Source organism: Edwardsiella sp. A.80236, assembly GCF_044540725.1.
In the GTDB taxonomy this organism is placed as follows: Bacteria; Pseudomonadota; Gammaproteobacteria; order Enterobacterales; family Enterobacteriaceae; genus Edwardsiella; species Edwardsiella tarda.
This window is the reverse complement of record NZ_JBIUCY010000002.1, coordinates 359,808-372,470: the sequence shown is the minus strand read 5'-3', so window position 1 is coordinate 372,470 and position 12,663 is coordinate 359,808. Positions and strand designations below refer to the sequence as shown.

At 57.9% G+C, this 12,663-nt stretch carries 11 protein-coding genes; 4 read left to right on the top strand and 7 right to left on the bottom strand.

Annotation, left to right across the window (positions count from 1 at the left end):
* Positions 1-89 precede the first annotated feature (89 nt).
* The 5 genes from secF to queA form a co-directional block, all read right to left on the bottom strand.
* Positions 90-1,058: a protein translocase subunit SecF gene (secF, locus tag ACEQFP_RS03790; protein WP_005283397.1), complete on the bottom strand. Its 969-nt coding sequence runs from the start codon at positions 1,056-1,058 to the stop codon at positions 90-92.
* A 10-nt stretch (positions 1,059-1,068) separates the two neighbouring features.
* Positions 1,069-2,925 (bottom strand): protein translocase subunit SecD, encoded by a 1,857-nt coding sequence (gene secD / locus ACEQFP_RS03785; protein WP_005296784.1) that lies wholly within the window; start codon positions 2,923-2,925, stop codon positions 1,069-1,071.
* A gap of 27 nt (positions 2,926-2,952) precedes the next feature.
* Positions 2,953-3,285 carry a preprotein translocase subunit YajC gene (gene yajC, locus ACEQFP_RS03780; protein ID WP_005296781.1) on the bottom strand — a complete coding sequence of 111 codons (333 nt, stop codon included), beginning with the start codon at positions 3,283-3,285 and terminating at the stop codon, positions 2,953-2,955.
* A gap of 138 nt (positions 3,286-3,423) precedes the next feature.
* Positions 3,424-4,560 (bottom strand): tRNA guanosine(34) transglycosylase Tgt, encoded by a 1,137-nt coding sequence (gene tgt, locus ACEQFP_RS03775; protein WP_005296778.1) that lies wholly within the window; start codon positions 4,558-4,560, stop codon positions 3,424-3,426.
* Between the two features lie 143 nt (positions 4,561-4,703).
* Complete coding sequence (queA, locus tag ACEQFP_RS03770) at positions 4,704-5,777, bottom strand: tRNA preQ1(34) S-adenosylmethionine ribosyltransferase-isomerase QueA (RefSeq protein ID WP_005283385.1); 1,074 nt, start codon at positions 5,775-5,777, stop codon at positions 4,704-4,706.
* 163 nt (positions 5,778-5,940) lie between these two features.
* Between queA and ACEQFP_RS03765 the strand changes: the two genes are divergently transcribed.
* Both ACEQFP_RS03765 and ACEQFP_RS03760 read left to right on the top strand, forming a co-directional pair.
* Positions 5,941-6,522: an ACP phosphodiesterase gene (locus ACEQFP_RS03765; protein WP_005283381.1), complete on the top strand. Its 582-nt coding sequence runs from the start codon at positions 5,941-5,943 to the stop codon at positions 6,520-6,522.
* 256 nt (positions 6,523-6,778) lie between these two features.
* On the top strand, positions 6,779-7,381 hold the full coding sequence (locus ACEQFP_RS03760; RefSeq protein WP_005283378.1) for a peroxiredoxin C: 603 nt from the start codon (positions 6,779-6,781) through the stop codon (positions 7,379-7,381).
* Positions 7,382-7,448: 67 nt separating this feature from the next.
* On the opposite strand, the gene malZ is transcribed toward ACEQFP_RS03760, so the two are convergent.
* Positions 7,449-9,239 (bottom strand): maltodextrin glucosidase, encoded by a 1,791-nt coding sequence (gene malZ, locus ACEQFP_RS03755; protein ID WP_097364060.1) that lies wholly within the window; start codon positions 9,237-9,239, stop codon positions 7,449-7,451.
* Between the two features lie 250 nt (positions 9,240-9,489).
* Between malZ and ACEQFP_RS03750 the strand changes: the two genes are divergently transcribed.
* Together ACEQFP_RS03750 and ACEQFP_RS03745 are read left to right on the top strand one after the other, a co-directional pair.
* Positions 9,490-10,767 (top strand): mechanosensitive ion channel family protein, encoded by a 1,278-nt coding sequence (locus ACEQFP_RS03750; RefSeq protein WP_005296769.1) that lies wholly within the window; start codon positions 9,490-9,492, stop codon positions 10,765-10,767.
* Positions 10,768-10,898: 131 nt separating this feature from the next.
* Complete coding sequence (locus ACEQFP_RS03745) at positions 10,899-11,165, top strand: hypothetical protein (protein WP_005296766.1); 267 nt, start codon at positions 10,899-10,901, stop codon at positions 11,163-11,165.
* 73 nt (positions 11,166-11,238) lie between these two features.
* Here the strand turns inward: ACEQFP_RS03745 and proY are convergent, their stop codons facing one another.
* Positions 11,239-12,630, bottom strand: a complete 1,392-nt coding sequence (gene proY / locus ACEQFP_RS03740; RefSeq protein WP_005283365.1) for a proline-specific permease ProY — start codon at positions 12,628-12,630, stop codon at positions 11,239-11,241.
* Positions 12,631-12,663: the final 33 nt, after the last annotated feature.

Below are 12,663 nucleotides of genomic sequence, written 5' to 3'. Positions count from 1 at the left end.
TGGCTCCGCAATAAAAAAATCCGCCATGCGGTGCCCCCCATGGCGGATTCGCTAGCCTAAGCTAGGCCCTATTTAGCCTGCCGCGCCGCTTATGGCAACAGTGAAGGCTGATCGGCCCCCTCTTTCTCCACCTTCTGCTGCAGCATGTGTTCACGCTTCATGCCCAGCTTCAGCGCCAATGCGGATGCCACATAAATGGAGGAGATGGTACCGATGGAGACCCCGATCAACATCGTCAGTGAGAAGCCTTTCAGCATCGCGCCACCGAAGATGTAGAGGCAGAGCACCACCACCAAGGTCGTCGCCGAGGTCATGATGGTACGGCTCAGGGTCTGTGTCAGCGAGACGTTCACGATCTCGTACGGTGTCCCGCGGCGGATCTTACGGAAGTTCTCACGGATACGGTCGGAAACCACGATGCTGTCGTTGAGCGAGTAACCGATCACCGACATCAGCGATGCCACGATGGTCAGGTCGATCTCGATATGGAACAACGACAGTACCCCGAGCGTAATGACCACGTCATGCGCCAACGCCAACACCGCACCGAGCGCCAGACGCCACTCGAAACGAAAGCCGACGTAGATCAGGATGCTGATCAGCGCCACCAGCAACGCCATGCCGCCGGCCTGCGCCAGATCGCTGCCCACGCTCGGACCGACGAACTCGATACGCTTGACCGAGGCGTCGCCATCGATGACCTGCTTGACCACCGCCACGACACGATTGCCCAATTCCTGGCCTTCGTTGCCGCTAATCGGTGCCATGCGGATCATGATGTCACGGCTACTGCCGAAGTTCTGCACGACGGGCTCTTCGAAGCCTGACTTGACCAATGCCGCACGCATCGCATTGAGATCCGGCGCTTTCTCCACCGTCAGCTCAATCACCGTACCGCCGGTGAAATCCAGGCCCCAGTTGAACCCCTTCACATACATCACCAGGCAGGAAGCGAGCAGCAACAACCCGGAGATAGTGAAGGCAACGTAGTCCCAGCGCATAAAGTCGATGACTTTACGCCCGTGGTTAAGTTGTTCAACGCTATAATCTTGTGCCATTCCCTACCCCTTAGATAGACAGCTTGTTGATGCGCTTGCCGCCGTACAGCAGGTTGACAATGGCGCGCGTACCGACAATGGCGGTAAACATCGAGGTCGCCACACCGATTGCGGTGGTAATAGCGAAGCCCTTGATGGAGCCGGTACCCACAGCGTACAGGATCACGGCGGTGATCAGCGTGGTCACGTTGGCGTCGATGATACTGGAGAACGCGCCCTTGTAGCCCTCATGGATCGCCTGCTGCACGGTTCGCCCGTTGCGCAGCTCCTCCTTGATACGCTCGTTAATCAACACGTTGGCATCCACCGCCACCGCCAAGGTCAACACGATCCCCGCGATGCCCGGCATGGTCAGGGTTGCCCCCGGTAGCAGCGACATCACCCCGACGATCATCACCAGGTTAGCCAGCAGCGCCGTCGTGGCGATCAGGCCAAACTTCTTGTAGAACACCACCATGAAGATGATGGAGGCCACCAGACCCCACAGGCAGGCTTCCAGCCCCTGTTGGATGTTCTGCATCCCCAAGGTTGGGCCAATCGTCCGCTCTTCTACGATCTGAATCGGCGCGATCAACGCACCGGCACGCAACAGCAGAGAGAGCTGACGCGCCTCGGCCGGGTTATCGATACCGGTGATACGGAAGCTATTCCCCAGACGCGACTGGATCGTGGCAACGTTGATCACCTCTTCCTGTTTCACCAGGATCGGCTTGCCGTTGGCATCTTTCTTGCCGCTGTCCTTATACTCCACGAACAGGGTCGCCATCGGCTTACCGATGTTGTCCTTGGTGAAGTTAGACATGGTACTGCCGCCAGCGCTATCGAGAGAGATGTTAACCTGCGGACGGTTAAACTCATCCTGGCTGGAGGTCGAGTCGGTGATGTGGTCACCGGTCAGGATCACACGCTTGTACAGCACCACCGGACGACCGTCGCGGGTATACTTCACTTCGGAGTCGCCCGGAACACGCCCACTCGCAGCGGCCTGAGCATCTACGTTGCCGTTCACCAGACGGAATTCCAAGGTGGCGGTGGCCCCCAGGATCTCCTTGGCACGCGCGGTGTCTTGGATCCCCGGCAGTTCGACGACGATACGGTCGGCGCCCTGACGCTGCACCAACGGCTCGGCGACGCCCAACTGGTTCACACGGTTACGCAGGATGTTGATGTTCTGCTGTACGGCGTACTCGCGTGCCTCACGCAGGCGATCGTCGCTCATCACCGCCTTCAGCGTGGTATCACCCACATTGCTGAAGACCAGATCGCGATGGCGTGACGACAGGTAGTCGTTGGCCTGGTTACGCGCGGCGGAATCGCGGAAATGGATCTCTACGCCACCGCTGGAGGGATCGGGCAGCTTACGAATGGTGGAATAGGCGATGCCTTTCTCACGCAGATCGCTGCGCAGGGTGTCCATGGTCTGCTCTTGCAGCTTGCTCAGCGCAGTATCCATGTCAACTTGCATCAAGAAATGCACACCACCACGCAGGTCGAGACCCAACTTCATCGGCTCAGCACCGATCATCTCCATCCACTTCGGCGTAGCGGGAGCCAGGTTCAGCGCCACGACATATTTGTCACCCAGCGTGTCGACCAGCGCCTCGCGCGCCCGCAGCTGAATGTCGGTATCAGTAAAGCGTGCCAGGATGGCACCATTTTCCAGCGCAATGGATTTGCTGGGGATATGCTGTTTTTCCAGCACATCACGGACTTGGACCAGTGTTGACTCACTGGCGGCGACACCGCGCGCGCCAGTGATTTGAACAGCCGGATCCTCGCCATAAAGGTTAGGGAGCGCATATAGCAGACCGATGACCAACGCCACGATCAGCATGATGTACTTCCACAAAGGATAACGGTTTAACACGGCAGTTCCCTTAGGGAAAATCGAAAATTACAGCGCTTTCATCGTACCTTTCGGCAGGACAGCGGTCACGAAGTCACGCTTGATGATCACTTCGGTAGTGTCATTCAGCGCAATGGCGATGTAGCCGGTTTCAGCCACTTTGGTCACACGGCCGATCAGACCACCGTTGGTCAACACTTCATCACCCTTGCCGATGGAATCCATCAGTTTCTTATGTTCCTTGGCGCGTTTTTGCTGCGGACGCAGGATCATAAAGTAGAAAATCAGGCCGAATACCACCAGCATGATCACCAGAGAGTACGGACTACCCTGCGCCGGAGCCCCTGCAGATGCAACAGCGTCAGAAATGAATAAACTCATCGAAATATCCCTCATTAATTACTATAGATAGCAACAACACACTGCCAAAGCACTGTAAGTGCATTAAATCGGCCGGATCCATTTCCCGACCGATCTAACTTTTTTACGCGGCCTGCCTATCCCTCTGCCCGATCGGCATCAGGAGGCGGCGACCTCGCCCAACGGTGGAACCGTACGACCGCGACGGTCATAGAAATCGGCCACGAACGTCTCTAATTTACCTTCCTCGATAGCCTGGCGTAAACCTGCCATCAGACGCTGGTAGTAACGTAGGTTATGGATGGTGTTCAAACGGGCACCCAGAATTTCGTTACAACGGTCGAGATGATGCAAGTAGGCACGGCTATAATTGCGACAGGTGTAACAATCGCATTCAGGATCCAGCGGGAGCGTATCCTCTTTATATTTCGCATTGCGGATTTTCACCACCCCGCCGGTGACGAAGAGATGGCCATTACGCGCGTTACGCGTCGGCATGACACAGTCGAACATGTCAATGCCGCGGCGAACCCCCTCCACCAGATCTTCCGGCTTACCCACGCCCATCAGATAGCGTGGCTTATCTTGCGGAATCATCGGGCAGACATGCTCCAGGATGCGATGCATGTCCTCTTTGGGCTCTCCCACCGCGAGGCCGCCCACAGCGTAACCATCAAAGCCGATCTCTACCAGCCCTTTTAATGATACATCTCGTAAATCTTCGTAAACACTGCCCTGAATGATGCCGAACAACGCGTTCTTATTACCCAGCTCGTCGAAACGCTGGCGGCTCCGCTTCGCCCAACGCAGCGACATCTCCATCGAACGCTTGGCGTAATCCCAATCCGCCGGATAGGGCGTACACTCGTCAAAGATCATCACGATGTCGGAGCCGAGATCATACTGAATCTCCATCGACTTCTCGGGGCTAAGGAAGATCGGTGAACCGTTGATCGGATTACGGAAGTAGACGCCTTCCTCCTTGATCTTGCGCATCGCTCCCAGGCTGAACACCTGAAAACCGCCGGAGTCGGTCAGGATGGGCCCCGGCCACTGCATGAAGTCATGCAGATCGCCATGCAGTTTCATGATCTCCTGCCCCGGGCGCAGCCACAGGTGGAAAGTGTTGCCCAGCAGGATCTGTGCGCCAGTCTGCGCCACCTCCTCCGGAGTCATCCCCTTCACCGTGCCGTAAGTCCCCACCGGCATAAATGCCGGGGTCTCAACCACACCGCGCTCGAAAATCAGGCGGCCACGACGCGCGCGCCCATCCGTAGTGACTAACTCGTACTTCACGTAAACCTCCGTCATCAGAAAGACAGTCTGATGGTGTCATGCCCTACCGGCACACCCGACTCAGCGGGAAACCGGCCTGCCAGCGCCGTTCGGCGCTGCATTCAGGCGAAAAATGACCCGCCGCAAGGCGGGCCGCGTAACGATCAGGCTGATACGATCGTCTCCTGCTCAGCCTGCGGATTACGGGTAATATACATGGCATCCCCGTAACTAAAGAAACGATATTGCTGCGCCACCGCCTCATGATAGGCATCCAGCGTATGGCGATAACCGGCGAAGGCCGAGACCAACATGATCAGCGTGGACTCCGGCAGGTGGAAGTTGGTGATCAGCGCGTCGATCACCTGATAGTGATAGCCCGGATAGATAAAGATCTGCGTATCATCAAAGAAAGGGGCGATCAAGGCCGACTGACTGGCCGCCGCCGCGCTCTCCAATGAGCGCACCGAGGTAGTGCCGACGGCAATGACACGGTTACCGCGCGCCTTACAGGCCAGCACCGCATCGACCACCGCCTGTGGGACTTCGGCATACTCCGAGTGCATCACGTGATCTTCGATGCTCTCCACCCGTACCGGCTGGAAGGTGCCCGCCCCGACATGCAGGGTCACAAAGGCCATCTCCACCCCCTTGGCACGCAGACGATCGAGCAACGGCTGATCGAAGTGCAGGCCGGCGGTCGGCGCCGCCACCGCGCCCGGGCGGGTGCTGTATACCGTCTGATAGAGTTCGCGATCCGCCTCGTCGTCGGGACGATCGATATAGGGCGGCAACGGCATATGACCGGCAGCATTGAGGATGGTCAACACATCACGCTCATCCTCGAAACCCAATTCGAATAAGGTATCGTGGCGCGCCAACATGGTGGCACGGATCTCCTCGTTGTCGCCCAGCAACAACGCGGCACCGGGCTTCGGCGCCTTAGAGGCCCGCACATGCGCCAATACGCGCGCGCGATCCAGCACTCGCTCAACCAGCACCTCGATCTTGCCACCGCTCTCCTTACGGCCAAACAGACGCGCCGGGATCACCCGGGTGTTGTTGAAGACCAGCAGATCGCCCGGTTGCAGCTTGTCGACGATGTCGGTGAATACCCCATGCTCCCGCTTACCCGTCGGCCCATCCAACGACAGCAAACGGCAGGCGCTACGCTGTGCTTGCGGATAACGGGCAATCAATTCATCGGGCAATTCAAAGGTAAAGTCGGACACACGCATGGTTTGGTTTCACTATATAATTGACAGTAATACGCCGAAGACAGGCGGCTTAGTCTAGAGCCGGCAGCGATAGGCTGCAACCGCAGATGCCGCCCCACGACAAATTAGCGTGAAAAACCAACGCGGACTGGCTCAGCGCCCGCCCCTCCCTTATACTCGGCGGATGAATTTCCTCGCCCATCTTCACCTTGCCGCCCTAGCGGACAGCTCACTCCTCGGCAATCTGTTAGCCGACTTCGTGCGCGGCGATCCCCAGCCCTATTACGACGGCGACGTCTGCGCCGGTATCCGCATGCATCGTCGCATCGATCGCATCACGGATGGGCTGCCGCAAGTGCGCGCCGCACGAACCGGGTTTAGCGACGCCTGTCGGCGCGTCGCACCGATCACGCTGGATATCGTCTGGGACCACTTCCTGGCTCGCCATTGGACACGCCTGGAACCGCAGCAATCGCTGGATCATTTTGTCGCTCACGCGGCGCACACCATCCTGCCCCAGTTAGAGGGGACCCCCGAGAGCTTTCAACGGCTCAATCACCATCTCTGGCAGGAGCGCTGGCTACTGCGTTACGCCGAGTTACCCTTCCTCGCACGCGTGCTGCATGGGATGGCGCAACGCCGCCCTCGCTTGGCCGCCCTCAGCGACTCCTTTAGCGATATCGAACGCAACTACAGCCAACTCGAGCGACAATTCTGGGATTTCTATCCACAAATGATGCAACAAGCGCGAGAACGCGCGCTGTAATCCTTGCCTGACATCGAAAGGACATTTTGATAACAGAATTCACACAGAAAGGATTGCTAAAATACGACGTTGCGTTATGGTTTTAGCACTGTTAGGCCTAGATTGACGGCAATCTAGCCATCAAACGCAAAGGATGATTGGTGCAGGCTATCATATCGATTGATGTTTCACGCTTTATTTACAAACACCGACTTCGTATAGTTGTTGCCAGTTAAAGATTATATAACCTATTGAATACTATTTAACGGGAGTTATTATGGTCCTGGTTTCTCGTCAAGCACCTGACTTTACCGCTGCCGCCGTGATGGGTAACGGCGAAATCGTTGATAAATTCAACTTTAAAGCATTCACCCAGGGTAAACCGACCGTGGTGTTCTTCTGGCCGATGGACTTCACCTTCGTCTGCCCGTCAGAATTGATCGCCTTCGATCACCGTTATAAAGAATTCCAGGCGCGCGGCGTCGAAGTGGTCGGCGTCTCTATGGACTCCGAGTTTGTCCACAACGCCTGGCGTAAAACACCGGTCGACAAAGGCGGTATCGGCGAAGTTCAATACCCGCTGGTTGCCGATGTGAAGCATGAAATCATGCGTGCTTACGGCATCGAACATCCGGAAGAGGGCGTCGCACTGCGTGGCTCCTTCCTGATCGACAAAGACGGTATCGTGCGCCACCAGGTAGTCAACGATCTGCCGCTGGGACGTAACGTCGATGAGATGCTGCGTATGGTCGATGCCATGCAGTTCCACGAAGAGCACGGCGATGTTTGCCCGGCTCAGTGGGAAAAAGGCAAAGCCGGCATGGGCGCCTCTCCGGACGGCGTCGCCAAATACCTGACTGAAAACGCCGATCAGCTGTAATCCATCCTATCGGTGAGTAAAGAAAGCGGCCTTATGGCCGCTTTCTTGCTATTCCCCGCCCGCTCACTCAATGGCGCAGTAACCACAGGCTCGCGCTCTCGGCGGCAAGGTCGAGCGCCATCCCCTGCGCGCCAGCGTCGAGTTTTCCCTCGCCACAGAGCAAACGCCACGTGCCATGAGGCAACAAAGGCGTATACGGTACGCTCAACGTAGCGCGCCCGGTGCGCCGAATGGCGATCAGCAGATGCTCATCTTGCCACTGACGAATGAATAGCAACGACTCCTCATCGGCATGGATCACCCGGCAACCACCACGACGTAACGCGGTATACTGCCTACGCAGCGCGGCCAACTGACGGCACAACGTCAATAAGGTCATATCCCAACGGGACGTCTCCCAGGGAAACGGCGCGCGACAATAGGGATCGTTGCCCCCCGCCAGGCCGATCTCATCACCGTAGTAGAGACAAGGCACCCCGATCCAGGTGAATAGCCAAGTCAGCGCCAAGCGCATCCGCGCATGATTGCCCTGTAGAAGGGTGAGGAAGCGAGCGGTATCGTGGCTATCCAATTGGTTAAACTGGCACAACTGCTGTTGCTGACTCAACCCGGCGCGATAACGCTCCATCCATTCGGCGCAATCCGCCGCCGTCAATTGTATCGGTTGATAGGCGACGTCTATACCGGCCAGAAAGGCGCGGAGCGGTAAGGCGAAGCCCATGTAATTCATCGCCCCATCCTCAACCCCGGCCTGTAACCAACGGCGCGCATCACCGAAGTGTTCGCCCAGCACATAGCCCTGAGGATTCTCCGCTTTCACGGCCTGATAAATCCCCGCCAGATGCGTAAGGTTAGCGCGCGCGCTGCCCCCCTCGCCCAGCATATGGACCACGTCTAAGCGCCAACCATCGATGGCATAGGGCGGACGCAGCCAATAACGCACCACACTATCCTGATCACGATAGATACGATCGACGACCCCAGGACTGGCATAATCCAGCTTGGGCAACGAGGCTTCGCCCTTCCAGCCTAACGCCTGCCCCGCGCTATCGAAGGTATAGTACTCACGCTGTGGAGAGTCGGGGTGATGGCACGCCCCCGTCTCCCCCTGTCGGTGACGGTCAAACCACGGGTGGCTATCCCCGGTGTGATTGAAGACGCCATCCAGGATCAGACGCATGCCGGCATCGTGGGTCGCCTGGCGTAGGCGAATCAACGCCGCATCCCCACCGAGACACGCATCGACATGGTCATAGTCGGCCGTGTCATACTTATGGTTGCTCGGCGCCGTGAAGATGGGATTGAGGTATAAGGCATCGACTCCCAGCGCCTGGAGATAGGGGAGCCGCTCGATGATCCCGTCGAGATCACCGCCGTAGCAGGTATAACCATCCGTCGACTCATCCAATGGCGCATCCCAGGCCCGCACGCCCTGCGCCGCTTCATCTCGCTGGCCGGAGGCGCGGGCGAAACGGTCGGGAAAGATCTGGTAAAACAGGCGATCCGCGACCCACTGGGGATAGGGAGAGGGGTCACTCACGGCAAACTGCTCCGTCTGTCCCGGCGGGATGCTCTGGAGACCGGTTGGCGTCAGCCAACACTGGCGATCGGCCCACAACAGCTTAAAGCAGTAGCGCCGCAACGCCTCTCCCTCCGCCAGCGTCAAACGGGCGCGATACACGACATACGGCGGATGTTGCCGCGGGCTCATCGCCAGCAGCCACTCTTCATTGTCCGGTTCGCAACGCAGTAAGACGTGTTGCGGCAGCGTCGCGCCCGCCAGCCACAACGTCACCTCCAACGCCTCTCCATGCCGGCGCAGATAAGGCGCGACCGGTAAGTGCCAGGCATTCAGCATACTTCCCTCTCCCTTTTCGCTCAGATAGGCCGATCATGGCAGCTCTTTCTCACGCCGCCTCCTCTATTATCTCCTTTTCGAGGGAGGAGCCGGGGGGAGGAGAGACGATAATGGGCAATAATTTTTTGTAAGTCAGTGTCAAGTAAAGAGAAAATGGGTTGACTGACGCTAAACAGCCGTTAGCCTATGCGCAGGGATGCTATCCCGCCATATTCCCCACGATGCATCATGAGAAGATAAAGGAGCCTGCATGCAAAAAATAGTGATGCGCTGGCTGGAACAGTTCGGCCTTGAATTTACCCATATGACCTCGCTGGTACTGGTGCTGACCCTGATTGCACTGACGGCGGTCGTCATCCATCTGCTATTACACCGCCTGTTGCTCTCTCGCCTGCGTCGCCGTGGCCTGCAGAGCGAAAACATGTGGCTCAAGGTCCTCACGCAGCACAACCTGTTTCACCGCCTGGCGCTGCTGTTTCAAGGGGTGATTGTCAATCTTCAGGCTGTCTTCTGGCTTCATCCCGGCACCGATGCGGGCAATGCGCTGATCATCGCCGCTCAGCTGTGGATCCTGCTGTACGCCCTGCTCTCGCTCTTCTCCCTGCTCGACATTCTGTTGGATCTGTCGCATCAGTTGGCTGTCGCCACCCAGTTGCCTCTGCGCGGTATCTTCCAGGGAACCAAGCTGCTGGCGGCGATCATCATCGGTATCTTGATGATCTCGCTGCTGATGGGCCAGTCGCCCATCTTTCTGATCAGCGGCCTGGGTGCCATGGCCGCCGTGTTAATGTTGGTCTTTAAAGATCCCATTCTCGGCTTAGTGGCCGGCATCCAGCTCTCCGCCAACGACATGCTACACCTCGGTGACTGGCTGGAGATGCCCAAATATGGTGCCGATGGCGCGGTGATCGACATCGGGCTGACCACGGTGAAAGTGCGCAACTGGGATAACACCATCACCACAATCCCGACCTATGCGCTGGTCTCCGACTCTTTCAAGAACTGGCGTGGGATGTCAGAGTCCGGTGGCCGACGCATCAAACGTAGCCTGAACATCGACACCACCAGCATTCGCTTCCTGAGCGAGGCGGATCTGACCTCACTGCAGCGCAGTGCGTTACTGCAACCCTATCTACACGACAAGACGCTGGAGATCGCCCGCTACAACCAGCAGGTCCAGAGTGATCTGAGCTCACCGCTCAACGGGCGGCGTATGACCAACCTGGGCACCTTGCGCGCCTATCTCCAGGCCTACCTGACCCAACACCCTCGTATCCGTAAGGACATGACCCTCATGGTGCGCCAGCTGGCCCCGACGCCCGATGGCTTGCCCATCGAGATCTATGCCTTTACCAATACCGTCGTCTGGGCGGAGTATGAAGCGATCCAGGCGGACATCTTCGATCACACCTTCGCGGTGATTGAGCAGTTTGGTCTACGCATTCACCAGACGCCAACCGGTACCGATGTACGCGCCATCGCGCATCATCTCACCGCGGCACCGTCGCGTAACCTTACCGCCGATTGACAATTACCGACGCGGATGTATCGGCGCGTAACAAACCCCACCCATCCCTCTCACAATATGAATGCGGGGTTCTCGCCCCGTCGTGACTGGGTTACAAAGAACACGCACGTTTTTAACCGGGAGAGTTTGTTGTGTTTACACGGCTACGCGCACACCTGCTGCCGCTGCTGTCCGCCCTGATCTTGGTGGCCGGCCTGCACAGCGTCGACGGCGAACGCATGGCGCCCGATCGCCTGCACGCCGCGCAACACTATGAAGAGGTGGTCAGCACCTTGCACGACGTCCGCGACGCACTGCGTCAACGCGTCAATGGCGCCGGGCGCGATGAGCAAGAGGAGGCCCCCGGCGATCCTATCGCCAACGGCGCCGAAGTTCGCGCCCGCAGTCGTCCCTATTGACCCATCAGCCAGCCCAAAAACAAACGGAGCCAAACGGCTCCGTTTTTTTACCCCTCATCAGCCCGATCGCCGATCACTCCTCCGGCGGTAGGGACTGCTGCAAATCTGGGGCCGCCGGGCGGCGCACAAAACGGTAGCCGATCAGCAACGCCACGATCCAGATCGCCCCTGCGTACAGCGAGATGCGCGTATCGGGGAAGTAGCCGATCAAGCCGATGATAAAGGCCAGGAATACGATCCCCAGCAGCGAGGTGTAGATCCCCCCGCGTAACGGGAAGTCCAGCGCCTTCACCTGCGCGGGAGTGAGGCCCCGGCGGAAGCCGATCTGCGACAGTAAGATCATGATCCACACCCACACCGTGGCGAAGGTCGCCAAGGAGGCGATCACCAGGAAGACATTCTGCGGCATGATGTAGTTCAGGTAGACCGCCACCAGCAATGCCAGCACCATCACCACCACCGTGACCCAGGGGATACCGTGACGCGATACCCGGGCAAACATCTTCGGCGCATGCCCTTGCTGCGCCATGCCATGCAACATACGCCCCACACCGAACACATCGCTATTGATCGCCGATAGCGAGGCGGTGATCACCACGAAGTTCAGGATACCGGCGGCCACGGTGATCCCCATATGCTGGAAGGTCAGCACAAAGGGGCTACCCTGCGTTCCCACCTGATTCCAGGGGTAGATAGACATGATGACAAACAGCGTACCGACATAAAACACCAGGATACGTAGCGGCACCGAGTTAATCGCCTTGGGAATCGCCCTCTTAGGATCGGCCGCCTCGCCGGCGGTAATACCGATGATCTCAATCCCACCGTAGGCGAACATCACCAACTGCAACGACAGTATCATCCCCATCACGCCATGGCTGAAGAAGCCGCCGTGACTCCACAGATTGCTGATCCCGGTCGGCTGCCCGCCGTTGCCGATACCCCAGATGATGATGCCGAACCCCGCCAGGATCATCACCACGATGGTGGCGACCTTGAAGAAGGAGAACCAAAACTCCAATTCGCCGAAGACCCGCACACTCATCAGGTTGACGGCACCGATGATCAACACCACGCTTAGCACCCAGATCCAGTGGGGCACCGCCGGGAACCAGACCCCCATGTAGATACCGAACGCCGTCACATCGGCGATGGCGACGATCAAGATCTCGAAGCAGTAGGTCCAGCCGGTGATGTAGCCCGCCATCGGCCCCAGGTAATCCTGGGCATAGCGCGAAAAGGAGCTGGCCTGCGGATTGTTGACCGACATCTCTCCCAGCGCACGCATGATAATAAAGGCCGCGATACCGCCGATCAGGTAGGCCAGCAACACGCTTGGCCCCGCCATCTTGATGGCATCGGCCGACCCATAGAACAGGCCGGTGCCAATCGCCGACCCCAATGCCATAAAACGGATATGGCGCGCATTCAGCCCCCGTTTTAACTTATTGGCTTGTTGTTGCATCTTGTTAGTTACCCATCTTGCCTGTCAAAAAAA